The sequence below is a fragment of the Flavobacterium sp. UW10123 genome, from assembly GCF_040538975.1.
Lineage (GTDB): Bacteria > Bacteroidota > Bacteroidia > Flavobacteriales > Flavobacteriaceae > Flavobacterium.
Genome location: NZ_JBEWQE010000002.1, coordinates 112,889 through 135,754 on the forward strand (window position 1 = coordinate 112,889; position 22,866 = coordinate 135,754).

The 22,866-nt window shown below is 34.5% G+C and carries 13 protein-coding genes and 1 pseudogene; 4 read left to right on the top strand and 10 right to left on the bottom strand.

Annotated features, from left to right (window positions below):
• Positions 1-112 precede the first annotated feature (112 nt).
• The 4 genes and pseudogenes from metN to ku all read left to right on the top strand — a co-directional run.
• Entirely contained in the window at positions 113-1,144 is a 1,032-nt protein-coding gene (gene metN / locus ABXT06_RS02875) for a methionine ABC transporter ATP-binding protein MetN (protein ID WP_354589386.1), read from the top strand.
• Complete coding sequence (locus ABXT06_RS02880; RefSeq protein WP_248727742.1) at positions 1,137-1,790, top strand: methionine ABC transporter permease MetI; 654 nt, start codon at positions 1,137-1,139, stop codon at positions 1,788-1,790. Before metN ends, ABXT06_RS02880 begins: the two co-directional genes overlap by 8 nt.
• 42 nt (positions 1,791-1,832) lie before the next feature.
• Entirely contained in the window at positions 1,833-2,651 is an 819-nt protein-coding gene (gene metQ, locus ABXT06_RS02885) for a methionine ABC transporter substrate-binding lipoprotein MetQ (RefSeq protein ID WP_354589387.1), read from the top strand.
• Positions 2,652-2,940: 289 nt separating this feature from the next.
• Positions 2,941-3,633 (top strand): annotated as a pseudogene (gene ku / locus ABXT06_RS02890) (non-homologous end joining protein Ku); the annotation flags it as partial.
• Positions 3,634-3,716: 83 nt separating this feature from the next.
• Here ku and ligD read toward each other — a convergent pair.
• From ligD to ABXT06_RS02940, 10 genes are all read right to left on the bottom strand, one after another.
• Positions 3,717-6,278: a DNA ligase D gene (gene ligD, locus ABXT06_RS02895; RefSeq protein WP_354589389.1), complete on the bottom strand. Its 2,562-nt coding sequence runs from the start codon at positions 6,276-6,278 to the stop codon at positions 3,717-3,719.
• Positions 6,265-6,744, bottom strand: coding sequence for a hypothetical protein (locus tag ABXT06_RS02900; protein WP_354589390.1), 480 nt, complete (start codon positions 6,742-6,744; stop codon positions 6,265-6,267). Before ABXT06_RS02900 ends, ligD begins: the two co-directional genes overlap by 14 nt.
• A 392-nt stretch (positions 6,745-7,136) precedes the next feature.
• The gene (locus ABXT06_RS02905) at positions 7,137-8,627 is read right to left on the bottom strand and encodes an aminotransferase-like domain-containing protein (RefSeq protein WP_354589391.1); all 1,491 of its coding nucleotides are present in this window, start codon (positions 8,625-8,627) and stop codon (positions 7,137-7,139) included.
• A gap of 293 nt (positions 8,628-8,920) precedes the next feature.
• Entirely contained in the window at positions 8,921-10,192 is a 1,272-nt protein-coding gene (locus ABXT06_RS02910) for an acyltransferase family protein (RefSeq protein ID WP_354589392.1), read from the bottom strand.
• A gap of 98 nt (positions 10,193-10,290) precedes the next feature.
• Positions 10,291-13,287 (bottom strand): serine hydrolase domain-containing protein, encoded by a 2,997-nt coding sequence (locus tag ABXT06_RS02915; RefSeq protein ID WP_354589393.1) that lies wholly within the window; start codon positions 13,285-13,287, stop codon positions 10,291-10,293.
• Positions 13,288-13,363: 76 nt separating this feature from the next.
• A complete protein-coding gene (locus ABXT06_RS02920; RefSeq protein ID WP_354589394.1) occupies positions 13,364-14,872 on the bottom strand; it encodes a sodium:solute symporter in 1,509 nt (502 codons plus the stop codon).
• A 170-nt stretch (positions 14,873-15,042) separates the two neighbouring features.
• Positions 15,043-15,870 (bottom strand): N-acetylmuramic acid 6-phosphate etherase, encoded by an 828-nt coding sequence (murQ, locus tag ABXT06_RS02925; RefSeq protein ID WP_354589395.1) that lies wholly within the window; start codon positions 15,868-15,870, stop codon positions 15,043-15,045.
• Positions 15,871-16,169: 299 nt separating this feature from the next.
• A complete protein-coding gene (locus tag ABXT06_RS02930; RefSeq protein WP_354589396.1) occupies positions 16,170-17,372 on the bottom strand; it encodes an exo-beta-N-acetylmuramidase NamZ family protein in 1,203 nt (400 codons plus the stop codon).
• Between the two features lie 252 nt (positions 17,373-17,624).
• Positions 17,625-19,358 carry a RagB/SusD family nutrient uptake outer membrane protein gene (locus tag ABXT06_RS02935; protein ID WP_354589397.1) on the bottom strand — a complete coding sequence of 578 codons (1,734 nt, stop codon included), beginning with the start codon at positions 19,356-19,358 and terminating at the stop codon, positions 17,625-17,627.
• Between the two features lie 33 nt (positions 19,359-19,391).
• A complete protein-coding gene (locus tag ABXT06_RS02940; RefSeq protein WP_354589398.1) occupies positions 19,392-22,676 on the bottom strand; it encodes a SusC/RagA family TonB-linked outer membrane protein in 3,285 nt (1,094 codons plus the stop codon).
• Positions 22,677-22,866: the final 190 nt, after the last annotated feature.

Consider the following 22,866-nt stretch of genomic DNA (forward strand, 5'->3'; position numbering starts at 1 on the left):
TTGCTGTAATGGTATTTATTGATCTGGCTTAATATATAAAATGATAAAATTTATTTCAAGAAAGCCTTTCAACTGATTAATGGAAGGCTTTTTTGTTTTTAAACTGTAAAGAATGATTGAATTAAAAAATGTAACCAAAACTTTTCATCAGAAAGACAGAATTGTCGCTGCTTTGTCTGATGTCTCTTTAAGGGTTCCTGAAGGAAAAATTTTTGGTGTAATTGGAACTTCCGGAGCAGGAAAAAGTACTTTGATTCGTTGTGTGAACTTGTTGGAAAGACCTACTTCTGGTGAAATTATCGTTGATGGCAAATCTTTAATGCAATTATCAAACGCTGAATTAGCGATTGAGAGAAGACAAATTGGAATGATTTTTCAGCACTTCAATCTTCTTTCTTCGAGAACAGTTTTTGATAATGTGGCTTTTCCGTTAGAATTGACTGGAACTTCAAAAAGCGAAATCAAAACGCGTGTTTTAGAATTATTGCAATTGGTTGGGCTTGCAGAAAAAGCCAACGATTATCCAGCAAGTCTTTCGGGAGGACAAAAACAAAGAGTGGCGATTGCAAGAACTTTAGCCAATAACCCAAAAGTGCTTTTGTCTGACGAAGCTACAAGCGCGCTAGATCCTGCAACAACAAGATCGATTTTAAATTTACTGAAAGACATTAACAAACGCTTAAACATTACCGTTTTATTGATCACACACCAAATGGAAGTGGTAAAATCGATTTGTGATGAAGTTGCGGTTATCAGTCACGGAAAATTAATTGAGCAGGGAAGTGTGGGCGAAATCTTTGCTGATCCGAAACATGAATTGACAAAAGAGTTTATTTCTTCTTCGCTTCATATTGAAATTCCATCTGTTTATCAGGAGAAATTGCAAAAAGAAGACAACGGGAATTTGAATCCGTTATTGAAGCTGGAAATGACAGGAAAATCAGTTAACGAGCCTGTTATCTCGGAAGTCTCAAGACTTTTTGATACCGATTTCAAAATTGTAAGCGCACAAATGGATCAGGCGGGCGAGGTGAATTTTGGCGTGATGCTGATTGAACTTTCAGGAAAACGCGAAAATTATGATGCAGCGATTCAATATTTTAATTCAAAACACATTAAAACAGAAATTTTAGGTTATGTCTGATTCTCTTATAGATTTATTGTTAAAAGGAACGTGGGAAACCATTGTTATGACTTTTGTATCGGGCTTTTTCGGTTTTTTATTAGGATTGCCAACAGGAATTTTACTGTTCTTAACCCGTAAAAATCAAATTTTGGAACAGCCTGTTTTAAATAGAACATTATCGGTTGTAGTGAACGTTTTTCGTTCTATTCCGTTTATTATTTTAATCGTTTGGATGATTCCGTTTACACGTGCTATTGTTGGAACTTCAATTGGCGTTAGTGCAGCTTTGGTTCCGTTAAGTATTGGTGCAGCGCCATTTATTGCCCGATTGGTAGAAAACAGTTTGTTGAGCCTTCCGTCTGGATTAATCGAAGCAGCAAGAGCATTAGGAGCAACTCCTTTGCAAATTGTGTACAAAGTATTATTGCCAGAAGCTCTCCCTTCTTTAATCAATGCAGCTTCAATTACGTTAATCACGCTTGTCGGATATTCTGCAATGGGTGGAGCTGTTGGGGCAGGCGGACTTGGACAAGTCGGTTATCAATACGGATATATTGGTTATGATGCCGTAACAATGAACTCAGTTTTGGCTTTATTGGTGATTTTGGTATTTGTGATTCAGTTTGCGGGAGATCGATTATCAAAACGATTTGATCACCGATAATCAATTAAAAATTTAGAATTAAAAATTAAAAAATAATAGAAGATGAAAATTAAACTTAATATTTTGAAAACTGCTGGAGTTTTGGCTTTGGCGATTGTTTTATCAAATTGCGGAAACAAAAAAAATAACGATCCTCATTTTATAAAAGTGGGAGTGGCTTCAGGTCCAGAATTGAAAGTGGCGGAAGCGGCTAAAAAAGTAGCGAAAGAAAAATTCGGATTAGAAGTGGAATTGGTTTCTTTCAACGATTATGTAATTCCAAACGAAGCTTTGAGTCAAGGAGATATCGATGCAAATGCTTTTCAGCACAAACCATATTTAGATGAGCAATCGAAACAAAGAGGCTATAAATTGGCTATTATCGGAAATACATTTGTATACCCAATTGCTGGTTATTCTAAAAAAATAAAAAGCCTTTCTGAATTGAAAAACGAAAGCACGATTATTATTCCGAATGATCCAACAAACGGCGGACGTTCTTTATTGCTTTTGCAGAAAAACGGATTATTGAAGTTGAAAGATGGTGTTGGTTTATTGCCAAAAGTAACTGACATTGTAAGCAATCCTAAAAACTTAAAAATTTTAGAATTGGAAGCGCCTCAGTTGCCAAGAGCTTTAGATGACCAAAATGTTTCTATTGCAATCATCAACAATACTTTTGCTTCTGCAGCTGGATTGGTTCCTTCTCGTGACGCTTTGTTTGTTGAAGATAAAGATTCACCTTATGTGAATTTGGTAGTAAGCCGTGAAGACAATAAAAACGAAGAAAAAGTAAAACAGTTTTTACAAGCTTTTCAATCTCCAGAAGTAGAAAAAGCAGCCGAGCAGGAATTTAAAGGCGGAGCAGTAAGAGGCTGGTAATTTTTTTTAAGTTAAAAAGGTTAAAAGTTATGGGTTATGGGTTATGGGTTATGAGTTAGGAGTGTTGCCTAACTTATAATTTATAACCCATATTTTTTTTGCCCTATGTGTATATTTATTCAAACATAACCCGTGGTTTCAACCACGGGAATATGCGGTTCGTATTAACCCTTAACCCTTAACCCTTAACCCTTAACCCTTAACAATTATATAAAACAATTTGTTGATTTTGTAAGGCTTACGTTTTTTTGTTGAACTAAATTTAATGTTCAATTTTAAAACAAAAGCCATGAGATCAATTTGGACAGGTTCGGTAAGTTTTGGATTAATTAATATTCCGATAAAAATGTTTTCGGCGGTGCAGGAAAGCAGTTTGGATATGGATATGCTTGACGCAAAAGATCATGCGAATATCAAGTTTAAACGTGTCAATGAAAATACGGGCAAAGAAGTTGATTTTGCGAATATCGTAAAGGGATATAATCTGGAAGGTAAATATATTATTCTGGAGGATTCCGATTTTGAAGCGGCAGACGCCATTAAAACCAAAACAATTGATATTGAAAGTTTTGCTTTCGAAAAAGAAATTCAAAGTATTTATTACGAACAGCCGTACTATCTCGAACCCGACAAAGGCGCAATGAATGCGTACGGATTACTTCGCGATGCGCTTGAAGCTTCAGGAAAAGTTGGTGTTACCAGATTTGTATTGCGAAACAAAGAAAGTCTGGCAATTTTGAAACCTTATAAAAATGTCATTGTTTTAAATAGAATTCGTTTTGAACAGGAAATTAGAAGTACAGCTGAATTAAAGCTTCCGCCAATGTCCAAAAAATCAACAAAAGAAATGGATATGGCCGAAAAACTAATCGATCAGCTGACGGAGAAATTTGATATTTCTGGTTTTAAAGACGAATATACTGCCAAGCTTTTGGATATCATTAAAAAGAAAGCCAAAGGAAAACCACAAAAAGCAGCTCCAAAACTAAAAGTGGTGCACAAACAAAGCGACGATTTAATGGAAATGCTGAAAGCAAGTTTAGAAAACAAAAAGAAAAAATCGTCTTAACCGTTTTGATCATTTTCTAGTTTGTGAATAATCTTCTTAATATTTGCGCCTTTAGATAAAACAGGTTTCCACAAATCTCCTTTTTTCTCAAAACGACTTAATACATTTTTGATGGTAAATTGCGACGGATGCAGTTTTTCATTCACTTCGCTCCATTCCAAAGGTGTAGAAACTGTTGCGCCAGGTTTTGGACGAACAGAATACGGAGCCGCCAAAGTTTGTCCGCGTCGGTTTTGTAAAAAATCAATATATAATTTATTGTTTCTTTTTTTAATGCTTCTGTCTACCGTAGTAATATCTGGAAGTCTAGATTGTACTTCTTTCGCAATTAATTCGCCTAGAATTTTTATAGAATCATAATCGTATTGCGCGCCAAGCGGAATGTAAATATGAAGTCCAGAAGCACCAGAAGTTTTGCACAAACATTCCGTTTCCAATTCGTCTAAAACTTCTTTTACGACCAAAGCAGTTTGCACTACTTGGGTGAAATCATCTTTTGCAGGATCTAAATCAATTACGAGCCAATCTGGATTCTGAATATGTTTGATGGTCGAATTCCACGGATTCATTTCGATACACCCCAAATTTGCCATATAAAGCAACGTTTCTTTATTATTGCAAATAAGATAATCAATATCGGCATTGTTGGATTCTGAGAAGATTTTCTTTGTTTTTAGCCATTTCGGAATTTTATCGACATCAACATCTTTCTGATAAAAACTTGGTGAGTCAATTCCGTTTGGAAAACGGTTCATCGACTCAGGGCGGTCTTTTAAATACGGTAAAATCAATTCTGAAACTTCATCATAATAATGAACAATATCGCCTTTTGTGATGCCGTCTTTAGGAAAATACACTTTGTTTTGATTGGTAAGATGTAATACCGTTTTACCGACTTTTAAATCGTAATCGTTCTCTGTTTTTTCCTTTTTATTTTCTGGTGTAATGGTCATTTCATCTGAATTTAGTTGAGTTGAGTCGTCTTTTGTGAAGGATAAAAATACTTCTTCTGCTTTTTTGTCTACTCTTGTTCCGAGATAAACAGGATGTCGCAAATGCTGATCTTGCGTCCATTCGGAGAATTTAACTTGGCAAACTACTTTTGGCCGTACCCATTGAATTTTATCTCGAATTGGGATTTTTTCGTCAAGCGGAGATTTGTCAATGAAAAAAGGTTCTAATTGAGTATAAAGATCTTTCAAAACGGTTTCTGTAAAACCTGTTCCGCATTTTCCAATATATTCCAGTTTTTTGCCATCATATTGACCTAGAAGAATAGCGCCAAAATATTTTCTCGAATTTTTAGGTTCGGTAATTCCGATTATGATAGCTTCTTCTTCGTTTGCAGTTTTTATTTTGAGCCAGTTTGTACTTCTTCGATTGATGGTGTAAGTGCTGTCGGCTCTTTTAGCGATTATACCTTCGGTTTTATTTCTAACCGCTTTTTCAAACTGTTTAATTCCGTCGCCAACTGTATGTTCAGAGTAAAATACATTAGAAAAAGGATATTTATTGAAGAGAATTTTCAGGAGTTCTTTTCGTTCCAAAAGCGATAATTCGGTAATCAGATTTCCATCCAAATTCAATAAATCAAAAACATAATATTTTAGATTTCCTATTCCCGTTTTCATGTAGTTTTGAAGCAATTGGAAATCGGCTCTTCCAGCATCATTTTCAACTACAATTTCGCCATCTAAAACTACGGTGTGATCTATTTGTTTTAATTCGTCGGCAATGGGTTTGAAATTAGCATTAAAAGAAATCTCATTTCTGCTAAATAAACCGACTTGCTGTGCGTTAATAACCGCAATAGTTCTATAGCCGTCGTATTTATTTTCGAAAATCCATTCGTCATCATCAAAAGGCTTTTCTCGAACACTGGCAAGCATTGGTTTTATAAATTCTGCTATTTCAACTTTTGGATTGGACTTTTTTTTTACGGTTTTTTTCTCAGCTGTTTTTTCTTCTGTTTTTGAAGCAAGTTTTTCAGCTTTTTCAATTAGCTGTTCTAAACTTCTTTTAGAAATAACCGATTTGTTTTTTTCTAAAATATCTTCAGTCGAAGCATATTTGTCATTTTTCTTGATTAAAAGCCAGGCATTTTCCTGTTTGCCGTGAAGTTTAACCAGCGAAAATTCGCCTTTTAATTTTTTACCTTTCAGAATAAAACTCAAACGGCCTTTTGCTAAATCGCTTAATAATTGTTTTTCATCAGAAGCAGTTTTTTCATCAGAAGTATACGTTCCGTTATCCCAAACAATTACATTTCCGGCGCCATAATTTCCTTCTGGAATTGTGCCTTCAAAGTCCTTATAACTGTATGGATGATCTTCGACCATCATGGCGAGACGTTTTACTTCAGGATCCATTGACGGACCTTTTGGCACTGCCCAGCTTTTTAAAACGCCATCCATTTCTAACCTAAAATCATAATGAAGATGCGATGCAGCATGTTTCTGCACAACAAAAATCAATTCGTTAGCCGATTTTTCAACTTTTCCTTTTGGTTCTCGGGTTTGTTTAAAATCTCTTTTTTGGTTGTATTTAGACAGTGACATAAGCGTTCAAAAGAATTAAAATGGTTAATGAAAGAGAGTAAAGTGCCGTTGCTGTGACAGCAAAAATAATATGGGCAAAGAACAGCTGAATATAATAACCTTTAAAATCAATTGGGGGTTGATGATTGGTCATTTTAAATATGATAATCCAGCTGAGTATGCCAATTACACCACTGATAACTCCTAATATAAGAGCACTTAGTGGAGAAATTGGCAAAATATTCTTCACCCATACTATATGATATCCCATAACAAATAGAAAACCAATAATGTAATGTATCAGCCAGCCCCAAGTTTTCTGAGATTCTTCGGAAAGGCTTATGTTTGTTTTCTTCAAAGCAAAACTCAATAAAACAGGTTCTTTATACAATTCTCTAAAGTTTTTCGACATGGCATAACTAAACCAAGTCATAGCCGATGTAGCCCCAATAGAAATTAAAATTAATTGTATAAAGATGTAAATCATATCGACCTTTTTTTGAATTAAAACTCTATTTCAAAGTTACTTTAAAAAGGCTTTTTTCTTTTATAGGATTAAAAGTAGCACTTATATAATTATAAGTAATATGTTGATTTTCATTTGTATTATGGTTCGAATGTTATAATCCTTAAGATGAATTGTATAAAATTAACTTGAAAAGCAATCTAACTTTGTTAGCCTTTTGATGAGCAAAAATAACTTAGATAAGAACTTTAGTGTTTCTTGTATAGGCAATTATTTAAACGCAATAATATTCAAATATAGCCCATGGTTTCAACCACGGGAACGAAACGAAATTTCTTATGCACATGTCCCCGTGGTTGAAACCACGGGCTATGTTTTAAATAAGATATTCCAGTGGTTAAAAACAGAAAAAACTATTTTGCTAAAATTATTTCAAGACACTCACTCAAAATAGAAACCGCTTTTTCCATTTCTTCTTTTTCCAAATGCCCAAATCCCAAACGCGTTGCAGTGAGATTTTTAGTTTGATATAAAATGGTCTTTGGCAGAAATAAACCCTCTTTAGAACATTCTTTTTGAAACTGAACCAAATTAAAATGATCCAGCCATTCGACCCAAAGGGCTAATCCTCTTGGCGGAATCTTAAATTTGATTTTGCCTTTTAGTTTTTCATTAAGGATTGAAACAAAATGATCTCGTCGTTCTTTATAGATTTTTTTATTTTTTTTAGAAAGGCGATGCACTTCACCTTCTGTAATCCATTCGGTTAAAACCTGTTCTTTTATGACATCAATTCTTGGTTCGAGAATGTTTTGATGCTTCTCGAGTTCTTTGATAAATTCGGCAGGCGCGGCGACAAAACCATAGCTAAATCCTGATGGCAATGATTTTCCGAAAGAACCAATATAAACCACTTTTTGGTTAGAATCGAAAGCGGCCAAAGGTAGAACGGGATTATTATCGTAATGAAATTCAAAATCGTAATCGTCTTCCAAAATCACAAATCCGTATTGATTGGCCAATTCCAGAACTTCGATTCTTTTTTTTGCGCTAAGCGAAATAGTGGTTGGATAATGATAATTGGATGTCAAATATAAAACCCTGATTGCCGTTGTTTCACAAATTTCTTTTAGCTTTTTGGTGTCAATTCCATCTTCATTTACCGGAATAGAAATGATCTGTGCTCCCGTATTGGTCAGTGTCATGTTTGACATATAATATCCCGGCGAGGCAACGACAACTTTATCGCCTGAACTGATAAGTACTTTTGTAACCAGATACAAAGCAATTTCGTGACTGCTTGCTGTAAGTAGATTTGAAGTTGAAATGCGTATGCCGCGAGTAAGATTGAGATAATTCGAGAAATGAGTCTTGAAGTTTAAATGCGAACGCAACTCTATTTGTTCGTAGGTTTTGGATGTTTTTCGTCTTTTTAATTTCGAAACATATAATCTTGCCAAAACATCGGTTTGTACCAATCGTAAATCGGGCATTCCATCATTAAACTGATAGGGAAGATTACTAGTTTCTATTGGGCTTTCAAGAATCGTAGAACGCTGAAAATTAAAACCAATATTATCTGGAGATATATTTTGTTCTTTCGAAACAGTAAATTCAGCTTTGTTTTTTTGTTTTTGCTGCGATAAAATAAAAGTTCCTTTATTGGGAAGTGTTTCAATCCAACCCTGCGATTCTAAATCCTGAAAGGCTTTGATTAGCGTATTTCTATTAACAGAAAGTACTTTACATAAAATTCTGGTACCGGGAAGTTTGGTGCCTTCGGGAAGAAAACCCGTCTGTATGGCTTTGATGAATTCAAAAACAAGCTGCAGATAAATAGCAGTGCTTTCTTCTGGTTTTAGCTGAATAAAGCTTTTAAAAGGAATTTCAACCGGACTATCCATAATTTATAAACTGACACTTTTGTTGGTACGGCAAGATACTGCTTTTCTTAAAATTTTTAGAAAAAAGAAAAATGATCTTTGCATAAGTGCTAGAACGATGACCAAATCAAACTATTAAGTCCGGCTGAAATAGTATATGTTTTAATTTTAACACATAGAAACATAGTTTTTTGTTTCGAAAAAGAGATCAAAAGAAACAAGTTTCTACACATAGACAAGCTATGTTTATTTAAATGAGTGAAACGCCTTTTTTTAGGTTTGTTAGACTATATTTCTATGTGTTTAAAAAAAAATTACACTTTAAAAATCAATTTCTTTTTGTAGAAAATCCATAAGATAAACGACCAGAAAACAGCATAAGATAAAGCGTAAACAAGTGATGCGTTTAATGGGTTTTCAAAACAAGGAACAATTCCGTGATTATAGATATAGGCTTGAAGACCAATTTCTTCTCCAACTTTTTCAGGATCTGCCACTTTTATACCGCTTAAAACTCTAGGAATTATTCCAGAAAAGAAAAATACAATCATCGGGTTTACTCCCCAGATTAGGAATAATTTTGTCCATTTTTTATGTCCTTTAATGTCGATGATGTAATACAAAAGTGTCAAACATAGTGTTGCAATTCCGGCTGTGTATAAAACATAAGAACTTGTCCAAAGCGATTTGTTGATAGGGAAGAAGATGTTCCAAATTAAACCTCCAATTACTAAAGCAATTCCTGCAATGGCGGTCTTTTTTACGATTTCCATTTTATCAACAGATAAGTTTAGCAGCTGACCAATGTACATTCCTAAAATTCCAGTTCCAATGGCTGGTAAAGTGCTCAAAATTCCTTCTGGATCCCAAGTTTTAGACGATGCCCATAAATGACCGTTTAAAAGTGTATCGTCTATCCAAGCAGCAAGATTTGTTCCTTTATCAAAATTGGCAGGACCAAATCCAGGAACGGGAACAAAAGCCATTACAAGCCAATATCCAATTAAAAGCGCAGCTAAAACTAAAAGCTGTGTTTTTAAATTAGTCTTTAAATACAAAATAGAAGTAAAGAAATACACAATCGCAATTCGTTGTAAAACGCCTGGGATTCTTGTGTCTTCAAAATGCTCCAAACCGCTAAAGGATAGAGAAATCAAAATCAGAAATACCCCAACTGCAAGAATGGTTTTTACTTTCATCGAAAAGTTTCCTAAAAGGGCATAAGCAACCGCAAAAGCAATTATCAATCTTAATCCTAATAACGGAATTCCTTCTAAACCAAATAAATGGATTCTGCTGAAAACACTTAAAAATAATCCTAAACAGAAAATTCGAAGCGAGCGGACTAAAATTTTATTGAAAACACTTCCGTCAAAATGTTTTACAGGCATTGCAAACGGAATTGCAGTTCCCATTATAAAAACAAAAAACGGGAAAACTAGGTCAGTAGGCGTACAACCATGCCATTCGGCGTGTTCTAGGGGCGGATAAATAGATGACCAGCTTCCCGGATTATTGACAATCGTCATTAGGAGAATGGTAAATCCTCTAAAGACATCGAGTGAAGTTAAACGTTCTTTTGTCATTGGGTTTGATAGTTTAGATTTTTTTAAAGATGAAAGATGCAAGAAGCAAGATTATAGATTTTTGTCTTTTGGAATTTGGAATTTAAATTTTGGAATTTTTATTTCATAATTGCATCTTGAATGATCTGCTGGATTTCTTCTCTGATTTTTCCTTTGGCTAATTTATTTTCGTCATTTACTACTTCTGGATAGGTTCTGTTGGATAGGAATACATAAACAATTTCGGTTTCGGGATCTGCCCAAGCCATGTTGCCTGTAAAACCTGTATGGCCAAAACTGGCTTCAGAAACACAGTCGCAGGTTGGTCCGCCTTTGTGTACTCTTTTGTCAAATCCTAAACCTCTTAGAACGCCTTGATTTTTATAATAACAAGTATTAAAAGCATCGAAAGTTTGTGGAGAAAAATATTCAATACCGCCGTAATTTCCTTTCTGTAGAAACAGCTGCATCATTTTGGCAACATCCATCGCATTAGAAAAAATTCCCGCATGTCCAGCGACTCCGCCTTCCATTGCTGCGGCCATGTCGTGCACGTAACCCTGAATAGTCTGGTGTCTGAAATAGTTATCAATTTCAGTTGGGGCAATATTGCTTTTGTCAAATCTATCCAACGGATTGTAAAGCGTATTGGTCATTCCTAATGTACTGTAGAAATTTTCTTTACTTAAATCGTCTAACTTTTTATGTGTTTTTCTTTCTAAATATTCTTTTAGAATGATAAAAGTAAAATCGCTGTATTTGTATTCTTTTTTTAGCGCTACAGGACTTTCAGCAATGATTTTCATAATCGTGTCATGATAATCATTTCGAATATAAAGATTGTCGGCTACTTTTGTCGTAAAACCGTTTTCGGCTACTTTTCGATAATATTTTTCAGAAGGTTGATTATTGCTATCTAAAGTTGCTTTGTAAAACGGAATCCAAGCTTGAAGTCCTGCGTAATGATTTAACAGATCTTTGAAAGTGATGTTTTCTTTGTTTGTTTTGGCAAAAAAAGGCAGCATATCTTTCAGTTTCGTATCTAGCTCTACTTTATTCTTATCATACAATTGCATCACATTTGGCAACGTCGAAATCATTTTTGAAATCGAAGCGACATCATATAAATCGGTGTCAGTTACTTTTTTTCCGTTATCATAAGTTTGCGCTCCATACGATTTCTGAAAAATTACATTTCCTTTTCTAGCCACCAAAACTTGCATTCCCGGAGCCATTTTGCCATCAATTGCTTTTTGCGCCACAGCATCAATTTTGGATAGAATTGCCGGATTCATATTTACATTTTCTGGAGCTGTAAATGCCAGACGATTTAGTTTTTCTGTAGTCAAACCATCATTTACATGGAAAGCGTCGTTGATAGAAACAGGCAGTTTCCCTTTGGCTTCGATAGCACCAAAAAGCAATCCTGCCGAAACAACCTGACTAATATCTGAGTTCTGGTACGAAACCACTAAACCTTCAATATCATCAAAATTATTAATAGACAATAACGAATAAGGTTTTGCAAAAATGTCTAAAATTACTTTGTTGTGTTTTGCAATTTCTTTCAGCCAAAGCATTTCTTGTAATGTAAATTCTTGTTTTTCCCAAGCTTTATTTACTTTATGGTAGCTGATAATCACCTTGTCGAATTTTTTCAATTCTTTATTCAGACTGTCCAGATTAGTGTCTTTAACTTCGGTGATATCCGTATATTTTTTCAGCGTTGAAATAAAAGTGCTGTTGGTATCTTCACCCAGTTTTATATAGGCAATTTTTTCGCTTAAATCTTTTATTGGAAGAATTTCTTTTTCGTTTTTTAAAACCGTAATCGCATTTTCATACAATTTATAATGTAAAGCATCATTTTGAGACGGATTCAAATCTTGGTACAAATTATTTAAATCAATCGGTTTGTATTTGTTTAGCCCTGCTTTGTATTTAAAATGAAGAATTTTTTTAACGGAATGTGCCAATCGTTCTTCCGTAATTACTTGCGTGTTGTACGCCTCTTCCAATTTTTGGAAAGCAACGGGTACATTTTCAGGACAAAGCAAAATATCATTTCCTGCTAAAAGAACTGCGATTTCCAAATCTCCTGGGCCTTTAAAATTGGCTGCGCCTTTCATTGCTAAACCATCAGTAAAAATCAATCCGTTGAAACCTAATTCTTTTTGAAGCAGATTGGTAACCACATTGTAAGAAGCCGAAGATGGGCAGTTTGGCTGCGATTCTAAACTCGGAATATTAAGATGCGCCACCATTACAGAAGCCAGACCTTCGTCGAATAATTTTTTGTACGGATAGAGTTCGACTAATTCTAAACGCTCTTTAGAAAAATTAACGGTAGGCAATGCGTGGTGCGAATCGGTTGAAGTGTCTCCGTGTCCAGGAAAGTGTTTTCCGGTACAGAAAACACCGTTGCCTTGTATTCCTTTCATTAAAGCAAGGGCTTTCTCGCTTACATTTACTTTATCTTCACCAAAAGAACGGTTTCCGATAATTGGGTTTTTAGGATTGGTGTTAATATCCAAAACAGGAGCAAAATTGAAATGAACGCCGATTCGTTTGTTTTCGGCTGCCATATTTCTTCCCACATTTTCAATTAAATTTAAATCTTGAATGGCGCCCAAAGTCATATTCCACGGATAACGATAGGTAGAATCCAATCGCATGGCTAATCCCCATTCGGCATCGATCCCGATCATTAAAGGCACTTTTGCTTTTGACTGATATAAGTTGGTTAATTTCGCCTGACGAACTGGTCCGCCTTGAAAGAAAATAACGTTTCCTATTTTATAATCTTCAATGAGTTTGCTGATTTGATTAACATGTACAGAATCTTTGTTGGAATAGGCAGAGACCATGAACAACTGTCCGATTTTTTCCTGTACAGTCATTTTATTGTAAATGCTGTCAACCCAAGCTGTTTCCTGATCAGAATCTTTAAAGAAAGTTTTTTTGTCTGAAGTGTTTTTTTGTACGTAAACAACAGTGTCTTTTAAAGGAATTTCTTTTTTGGCATCTGTTGCTCCATTATTTTTTTTGGATGCGCAATTGGTAATTAAAAATATAAAAGCGGCGTATAAACTGATTTTTATGAATGGATTTTTCATATCATTTTTTTTTAAGAATCAATTTGAGTTTAATGTACTTAAACTCAAATTAATTCATCAATAGTATTAAGCTGAATTAGAAACTTATTTCTTTGTCACTGCGTGAACTGGTAATAAATAATCCTAAATAAGTAATTAATCCGTTTAGTATAATTAATTCGTTATCAAAAACATATCCTGCAAATAAAACTTTAGAATATTCATTGATGAAATAGGTAAATAACGGTGAAAGCAAACAGATAAACGGAACCAGTTTGTCATTTACATGTCTTGATTTTTGGAACAAACCAAAAGCGTATAATCCTAATAATGGGCCGTAAGTGTACGAAGCAACCTTAAAGATCATTCCTACTACCGAACTGTCATTAATCGAGTTGAAAATCAGGATGATAAAAAAGATTAAAATAGAAAAACTGATATGTACTAAATGCCTAATTTTTACGGTGTTTTTTTTATGGCTGTTTTCTGCTTTGTCCATTCCTAAAAAATCAACACAAAAAGAAGTTGTTAAGGCTGTTAAGGCAGAATCTGTGGTTGCAAAAGTGGCAGCAATAATTCCTAATAAAAATACAATTGCAGGAATTAGCGCTAAATGATTTAAAGCAATTTCAGGGAAAAGTAAATCGGTTCTTGGTTTTCCTGTAATTAAATCTGTCGGAACAGCAATTCCGTTTTTGTTTGCATAGATATATAACAACGCTCCAACACTCAAAAAGAAAATATTAATGATAACAAAGATTCCTGTAAAAGTGAACATGTTTTTTTGTGCTTCGCCAATGTTTTTACAGCTTAAATTCTTTTGCATTAAATCCTGATCTAAACCTGTCATAGCAATGGTTACGAACATTCCGCCAAGAATCTGTTTTACAAAATGGAATTTGCTTCCCATAAAATCATCAAAGAAAAAGATCTTAGAATAATTGCTGTTTTTTACTTCTTCAAATGCGCTGATGGCACTTAAATCCATTCGGTCGCAAATGAAATAAATCGTAAGAAAAACAGAAGTTACTAGAAAAAATGTCTGTAAAGTATCTGTAATAATAATCGTTTTTAATCCGCCTCTGTAAGTATAAGAGAAGATTAAAAGCAGCGAAATTAAAACAGTAAACGCAAAAGGCACATGATAAAAATCGAACACAAAACGCTGTAGAACAATTACCACCAAATACAATCTGAAAGCAGAACTTATCGTACGGCTAATTAGGAAAATAGAAGCTGCTGTTTTATAGCTAAAAAAGCCCATTCTTTGCTCAATATATCCATAAATAGAAGTCAGATTCATTCTGTAATACAATGGCAATAAGAGCTTTGTAATTACAATAAATCCAAGAGCATTTCCTAATACAAACTGAAAATATTTAAATTGTTCACCACTTGGTGCACCAACTTCTCCAGGAACAGAAATAAAGGTTACTCCAGAAAGAGCTGTTCCGATCATTCCGAAAGCCACTAAATACCATTTTGAGTTTTTATTGGCTGTAAAAAACGCTTCATTTCCGCTGTCTTTTTTACTTACTCGATGAGAAATATAGAATAATGTTCCGAAATAAATGATAATAAGGAGAAGGATGGTACTTGGTGTCATTTTATAGTTTTGGTGATTTTTGGTTTTTTAAAATAACTCAGATCAAGGAGATTTTTTAATTGACCTAACAGATTTTAATCTGTCAGGCCGTTGTTAAAAACTCCAAAAAATGAATTTATCCAGTTTTTGAATTTGTATAAATCTATAAAAAGATTTTGATCTTGTGGTTTTTAGTTTTCCTGATTTTTGGTGTGCGCTAATAAAACAGCTCGTACACTTTTATGTTTTTGCAATAATTTTTCGGCTGCTTCATAATTTAAATCCAGTTCTTCCATAATCATTTTGATAGCGCGCTTTACCAGTTTTTCGTTAGAAAGCTGCATATCAACCATTTTGTTGCCTTTTACTTTTCCTAATTTGATCATTACCGAAGTAGAAATCATATTTAAAGTAAGTTTTTGAGCTGTTCCTGCTTTCATTCTTGTGCTTCCTGTTAAGAATTCAGGACCTACGATTAATTCAATCGGGTAATCAGCTTCTTGAGCGATAAGTCCATTACTGATGCAAGATATACTTCCTGTTTTAATATTGTGTTCTTTAGCTTTTTTAAGTGCTCCTAAAACATACGGCGTGTTTCCTGAAGCGGCAATTCCGATAATCATATCTAAGCTTGAAATTTCATACTTAGCTAAATCTTTCCATGCTTGTTCTGTATCGTCTTCTGCATTTTCTACTGCTTTTCTAATTGCAGTGTCTCCACCTGCGATAATTCCGATAATCATATCATGGGAAACACCAAAAGTTGGTGGACACTCAGATGCATCTAAAATTCCGATTCTTCCAGATGTTCCAGCTCCGATGTAAAATAGTCTTCCGCCCAACTGCATTTTTTTTACAATTGCTTTAACCAGTTTTTCTATTTTAGGAATTTGCTCTTCAATAATATTGGGAACTTTTTTGTCTTCTGTATTAATGTTGGTAAGAAGTTCTTTCACGCTCATTTGATCCAAGTCTTTGTACAAAGATTCTTGTTCAGTTTCAGGATTTTTATTTTTCATTTTTCTTTTTTTTTGATTTTTGAAACTGAAATTTTTCAATTTCAGAATCTCTATTTTACATTAATAGTTTGCTGTTCTTATCTAGAATGGAATTTAATTTTTAAAACATAGAAACACAGATTTTGATTTTTGTATAAAAAGGTAACCAATCTTTAAAATGAAAACCAAAGAGAAATACATTTCTGCACATAGCAATATATATGTGTGTGTTTAAGCTAGTGAATGTTTTTTTGTAAGTCTGTAAAGTCTATGTTTCTATTGTTTAAAAAATTAAGTCTAAAGGAACTGATTTAGAAATATTATTTATAAATCAGATATTTTGTTCGCATTTTTTTGAAAGCTTCAAGATCTTTCTGCCAAGTTTTTCTTATGTCTTTTTCAGAAACACCGTTTTCAATTTGCTGCTGCAGTTTTTTTGTTCCTGCCAGTTTGGTAAAAAATCCGTTAAAGAATTTAGTTTTGTCGCTGGTATTCTGATAAGCTTTAATAAGCCATTTCAATTCTAATTGTTTTAATTTTGGATATGCAGCTAAATCTTCGCCAAAGCATTCTTTTCCATTGTATAAAGGATCTTTTGCCCCAAAATTGGGTTTTGGAGTAAAACTGAAATTGGTTTTAGTCAAATATGGAGAACCGTAGATTTGAAATTGTTTTTCAGTTCCGCGCCCCATACTCACATTTGTTCCTTCAAAAAGACATAAACTTGCGTATAAATTTATAGATTGATCATTTGGTAAATTCGGAGACGGTTTTACCAATAAACTGTATGGCATTGTTCTGCTGTAGTCTGCACAAGGAATAACGGTCAGTTTACATTGAGCGCCATCTTTAAGCCATTTTTCACCATTTACCATTTTTGCATATTCGCCAATTGTCATTCCGTGAAGAAGCGGAATAGGGTGCATGCCGACAAAGCTGGTAAATTCTTTTTCTAAAAGCGGTCCGTCTACAATAGAACCATTCGGGTTTGGACGATCAAAAACAATAAGCGGAACGTTGTTTTCTGCACAAGCTTCCATTACGTAGTGTAAAGAAGAAATGTAAGTATAGAATCGTGCTCCTACATCTTGAAGGTCAAAAATCATAACATCAATTCCAGATAACTGCGCTGGTTTTGGTTTTTTGTTATCGCCATACAGCGAAATAATCGGTAAGCCTGTTTTCGGATCTTTTCCGTCAACGATATGTTCGCCAGCATCGGCTGTTCCTCTAAATCCGTGCTCTGGAGCAAAAATAGTCTGAACAGCAATTTTTTTCTCCAGAAGGAAATCGACCACATGTGTTTTATTGGTTAAAATTCCTGTTTGGTTGGTTACGATTCCCACTTTTTTGTCTTTTAAAAGCGGTAAATATTTTTCGTAATTGTCAGCACCTGTTTTTATAACAGCGTTTTTGTTTTCTACTGAAATAACGGTTTTATTTGGTTGAATGGCTGCCGAATATGACGTAGCATGAAACAGAAATGCTGTAACAAAAGCACTTTTTGCTATAAATTTTATCATTTTAATACAGTTATTAGTTAAAGACGAATTGGACTAATAAAATTAATATTTTATCGGAGTATATGAATGTTTTAGGCAGATTTGGGGAATCTAAAAACTAACAAGATATTACCTGTATGAATCAGGATTAATTTTTTTATTTGATCTTTTTACTAGTCTCAGTCTTTAAAAAGAGTATTTTAAAATACTGCCTCCGAAAAGTCTCACGTCGGAGGCAGTTGTATTAGGTGTAGTTTTTCAGTTGTTACCGAATTACCAACCTGGATTTTGTTTTAATTCTACACCTTCTGCAGCGTATAAATTGATATCATTTGTTGGTATAGCAGTTAAGTAATTTTTTGGCGAAACAAATGTTCTTGCCACACCAGCAGCATATGGAATTACATATCCTTCTGCGTTTACTTTTGTTTTAGAATTAGTTCCTATTAGCGCTACTATTTTAGCTCCTAAAGCAACATCAGGATTAGCATTTGTGTCTAAATAATCTCCTTTTTTCCAACGCATTAGATCTTCTTTTCTCATCGTAGTCCAGCTCATAAACTCGATTCTGCGCTCACGACGAATCTCCCATATAATTGGATTAACTATTCCTGAAATTTGTTCTAATGCTGCTGTTCTTTGCGGATCATCTATCTGTACACCATTAGCAGATGCATTTGCGCCATCTGTAGTCAAAGTTGCAATTCCAGCACGTGTACGAACTTTATTAATAGATAAATTAAGATCTGCAGTAGTGATAGTTCCTAATTCTGCACAAGCTTCAGCATAGTTTAAATAAACTTCGCTTAGTGTGAAAACTGGAGCGTCAATTTGATTTTGTCCAATAGTGGTAACCTCTGTACCTGTTGTAGCAGGATTATTATACAACTGGAATACATAACCTGTTATAGATGTTAAGCCATTATAAGGTTTATCAGAGTAAGCATAATCTGCTGTACTGAAAGCTTTAGCAAATCTTGGATCTCTGTTAGCAAAAGTATTCTCGATAGTGTTATCTCCTAAATATTGAGTATTGCCAGCTTGTTTGATCGGTAGCCCATTAGTAGTTACATAACTTTGTGCAGCAAATTTTGTCAATCCGTTTTGAACAGTAGAGGTATTAGTATAGGCTTGTACAGAATTTCCTAAAACACCTTTGATATATCTTTTTGTCAAGATTACTTCAGCATTTCCTAATAATTCGACAGAATTATAAAGTGATTTCCAGTCTGTGTTTAATTTGTACAAACTATTGTTCATTACTGCTAAAGAAGCTTCTTTTGCTTTCTGCAGATAAGTATTTCCATTTTGCCCTCCATTGTATTTTCTGTAAGTGCCTTCACTTAAACACACGCGGCTTAATAAAGCATAAGCAGTAAATTTATTAACAGTAACATTGCTGTCATCAACGTTTAATAACATCGGAATTGCTTCTTCCAAATCTTTAATTACATTGTCAACAACTTCTGCTCTTGATAAAGCTGGCTTATACACGTTAGGATCATTTTGAGCTAAATATTCATTTGTATAAGGAACATCGCCAAACTGCTGTGCTAAACGGAAATAAGTATGCGCTCTAAAGAATTTAGCAACACCTATGTAGTGATTTTTCTTTGTCTGATCCATTGGTACATTAGGTACTCTTGCTAGCATAAGATTGCAACGACGAACCAAAGTGTAGTATTCGTTCCAGTTTGCATTAGTTGCATTTGGAGCCGTTGGGAAATTTGTAAAAACGTTATTAGCTAGGTTGTCATCTATTAACCCTGTTCCTGCATGGAAGTAAAAGTCAGCCGTAACACCTGCATTATTTCCATACCCGTTAAAGGTATTGTAGTTCAACCAAGAGAATGTTTTTACGTTATTTTCTGAAGTCCAAAAATTGTCATCTGTAAAAACATCTTCAGGTGGTGTGTCCAAAAAATCTGAACAGCTAACCGTTACACTTGCAATAGCAAACAAGGCAACTGTTAGTTTTATCCTAGAGTTTGTTATATATTTTCTCATTTTGATTAATTTTTTAATTTTTAAATACCTTTTTTAGAAAGCAAGTTGAATACCAAATGATATAGTTTTAGAATAAGGGAAAGTTCTTCCCCATGCCGCTTCAGTTTCATTAATCTCAGGATCTACTGGCAATTTACTGCTTTTCCAAGTTGCTAAGTTTAAGCCAGAAACGTACGGTCTAATTTTATCGATTCCGATTTTTTCGGTAATGCTTTTAGGAAAAGTATATCCAATCGTTACTGATTTTAAACGTAAATAAGACATGTCTAATAAATAACGTGACTGTGCCACAAAGTTGTTAGATCCAGGCGCATAAGTTCCAAAAGCGTTTCCAGCATGGTTAGGATACGGATTAGGGAAATACGCATCTGTGTTTTCCGTTGTCCAGTAATCATTCTGGTTTACATACATTGCATCTGTTCTATTGTAGAATGGCAATACTAAATCAGAAGTAGCCCAGTATTCACGTTTACCAACTCCTTGAAAGAAGGCATCAATGTCAAATCCGTATAGAGCACTTCCTAAACGAATTCCATATTGGTAACGAGGAGTTGTATTACCAATAACTTTTAAATCTCCTGGATTAAGAGCTGTTCCGTCTCCTCTTGAGATTACACCATCGCCATCTAAATCTTTATACATTACGTCTCCAGCGCCAAATTTAAAAGCACCTGTTCTAATATTTTTATAATCAACACCATTTACGATTAATCCGGTTGCATCAATTTGATCTGTAGTTTGAATCAAACGGTCTGTTTCTAATCCCCAGATTTCGCCCAATTTTTGACCTGCGTAAAAAGATGAAGTTGAGATCAGTTTAGCAGAGTTGTTCCATTCTGTTACTTCAGTAGTATTGTCTGAAAGAGTTAGATCTGCATAAACACTAATGTTTTGGTTTATTTGTTTGTTAAAGTTAAGAGCAAGCTCCCAACCTTTTGTTCTTAAATTTCCTGAGTTTGTATTGGCAGCAGCCTGACCAAATGAGCCCGGAAGTGTTTTACCTGGAGCCAACATTCCTTTGGTATCTCTTTGATAATAATCAAAAGTTAATCCAAGCATATTAAAGATACGAATATCGATACCAATATCCTGAGTAGTTACTTTTTCCCAAGTTAAATTCGGATCAACATTTGATGGCTGATTCACAGTAGGAGGGATAGTTGAACCACTTCCTATCCAATAAGGGTTAGGATTAGTAGTAACATTAGTCATAACAGGTAAAAAGGCATTGTTGGCAATATTCTGATTTCCAATTGAACCAACAGATCCTCTAATTTTCAAATCATTTAACCAGCTTTTTGTACCTTCCATGAAAGCTTCTTCCGAAATTCTGTATCCAACAGAAGCAGAAGGGAAGAATCCCCATTGCTCATCTGTAGGGAATTTTGACGAACCGTCATAACGTCCGTTTACTTCCAAAAGATATTTTCCTTTGTAGTCATAATTCACACGTGCAAAGAATCCAGCAATGGCGTATCTTGATAAACCAGGATTTAAGATATCATTAGCCACAAGAGGTGCAGTAAATTGATCACCGATAGCTAGATTAAACTCTGGTTTGGTTTTGTCTAAGAGTGTATTTCTACGAGCATAAGTTCTTTCTTGATCGTACCACTCAGTGTTTAAACCTCCTAATGCTTTAAAGTTATGGTTTTCACCCAATGTTTTAGTATAATTTGCATAAACATTGGCTACATTTCGAGTGTAAGATGTTTTGGCTTGCGCAACAAAATCGTTTCCAGTTTCCATAGATGTTGGTTTACCCGCAACTAAGTCAGCAGCACTTGTCCACCAGTCCCAAAGTGGCACTTGACCACCATTCATTTTAAGGCTTGAAAAATTAGTATTGATACTGTATTCTCCAATAAGATTAAAGTCTTTTGTAATTTGAGCAGTAAGTTTTCCGCTTATCCTCATATCATTTGACTTATTCTCATTTTGAGATGCGTTTGCCATATAACCTGGCGCATGTCTGAAGTAAGTTCCATTGTAAGTACCGTATGGGAAATAAGACCCCCAACGCATATAATAACCAAAATATCCATTTCCAGCCGTATCAACACCATTGTTATAGTAGTTAAAAGGAGAATTATATTCTTGGAAAGTTCCCAATACTTTAAAATCTCCAGTAAGCCAGTTTGTTAATTGAGTAGTCATACCCATATTAAGACTGAATCTTTGATTGGTTTCTGTATTAATTTTCATTACACCATCTTGATTAGCAAGACCTAACGAAACAATAAATGAGCTTTTTTCTCCCAAAGAACCTTGAGCTGATAAATTATGAAGCGTTTGTATAGAATTCTTTTTTAGCATTTCAGCATGCGGATCCCAGATTCTATAAAAATATTCTCTGCCGCCAATCACGTCAAAATCTTCTCCTAAAATCATGTTTTTATCATTAGAATTTCTTGTTGCGGCATATTTTTCCTTCCAGTTAATAATACCTGGCAATAATGTTTTGTAGTTCATACCAAAAGACTCTGGATTGGCATTACCCGCTCTAGCTTGTGCCTCGATCATTGCAGGTAGCTCTACTGTCGGATCATTAAATTGAATCAAAGAAATTGGGTTGCTAATTCCAGTATTTACGCTATAAGCAAATCGTACTTTACCTTTTGCATTTTTACCGCTTTTAGTGGTAACTAATATAACTCCAAATGCAGCACGTGCACCATAAATAGAAGCAGAGGCTGCATCTTTAAGGACAGACATGGATTCTACATCTTCTGCATTTAATAAAGAAAGGTCACCTGGAACACCATCAACTAAAATAAGTGGCGATCCTGAAACCTCTCCGTTTACAATAGTTCCGGCTCCACGAATATTAATTTTTGATTGTTTACCGATACTACCTGAATTATAAGTAATATTAAGTCCAGGAGTAGTTCCTTGTAAACCTTTTGTAATATCTGTAACAGGAATACTTCCTAAAGCTTTTTTAACATCAACTTTAGCAACTGCACCAGTAAGATTTGCTTTCTTTTGTGAAGAGAATCCCACTACAACTACTTCATCTAACTTTGCAGCACTTTCTGCCATATCAATGTTGATTTTCTGTTGTCCCTCAACTTTCACTACTGCAGTTTCAAAACCCATGTAGCTAAAGCTAAGGCTTCGTCCTGAAGCAACACTAATGCTGTAGTTTCCATCAAAATCTGTAGTTGTGCCATTTGATGTTCCTTGAATAAGGACACTAACTCCAGGAAGAGGAAAGCCATCCTTCTTGTTTTTTACAGTTCCAGTAACCGTTTTTGCTTGTCCAAATGCTGCTTGAATGCACAAAAACAACACTGAAATAAAGAGTAATTTTTTCATGATTAATCTGGTTTTATATGGTTGTTGTTGAGCAAATATATTTAATTATTGCATATAAATGCGTTATTTTATATTTTTTTTCGAAAATAAATTTGAATAACGCAAAATAACGCAAATTTTGCTTTGAAATATTTATTTAATTTATCCGTAAAATTTAATAGATGCATGATTTTGCAGTTTTAACGCTCTT

Bases quoted from the DNA above. Each gene is read 5' to 3' on its own strand.
- metN (WP_354589386.1), top strand. From the start codon at position 113: ATGATTGAATTAAAAAATGTAACCAAAACTTTTCATCAGAAAGACAGA.
- ABXT06_RS02880 (WP_248727742.1), top strand. From the start codon at position 1,137: ATGTCTGATTCTCTTATAGATTTATTGTTAAAAGGAACGTGGGAAACC.
- metQ (WP_354589387.1), top strand. From the start codon at position 1,833: ATGAAAATTAAACTTAATATTTTGAAAACTGCTGGAGTTTTGGCTTTG.
- ligD (WP_354589389.1), bottom strand. From the start codon at position 6,278: ATGTCACTGTCTAAATACAACCAAAAAAGAGATTTTAAACAAACCCGA.
- ABXT06_RS02900 (WP_354589390.1), bottom strand. From the start codon at position 6,744: ATGATTTACATCTTTATACAATTAATTTTAATTTCTATTGGGGCTACA.
- ABXT06_RS02905 (WP_354589391.1), bottom strand. From the start codon at position 8,627: ATGGATAGTCCGGTTGAAATTCCTTTTAAAAGCTTTATTCAGCTAAAA.
- ABXT06_RS02910 (WP_354589392.1), bottom strand. From the start codon at position 10,192: ATGACAAAAGAACGTTTAACTTCACTCGATGTCTTTAGAGGATTTACC.
- ABXT06_RS02915 (WP_354589393.1), bottom strand. From the start codon at position 13,287: ATGAAAAATCCATTCATAAAAATCAGTTTATACGCCGCTTTTATATTT.
- ABXT06_RS02920 (WP_354589394.1), bottom strand. From the start codon at position 14,872: ATGACACCAAGTACCATCCTTCTCCTTATTATCATTTATTTCGGAACA.
- murQ (WP_354589395.1), bottom strand. From the start codon at position 15,870: ATGAAAAATAAAAATCCTGAAACTGAACAAGAATCTTTGTACAAAGAC.
- ABXT06_RS02930 (WP_354589396.1), bottom strand. From the start codon at position 17,372: ATGATAAAATTTATAGCAAAAAGTGCTTTTGTTACAGCATTTCTGTTT.
- ABXT06_RS02935 (WP_354589397.1), bottom strand. From the start codon at position 19,358: ATGAGAAAATATATAACAAACTCTAGGATAAAACTAACAGTTGCCTTG.
- ABXT06_RS02940 (WP_354589398.1), bottom strand. From the start codon at position 22,676: ATGAAAAAATTACTCTTTATTTCAGTGTTGTTTTTGTGCATTCAAGCA.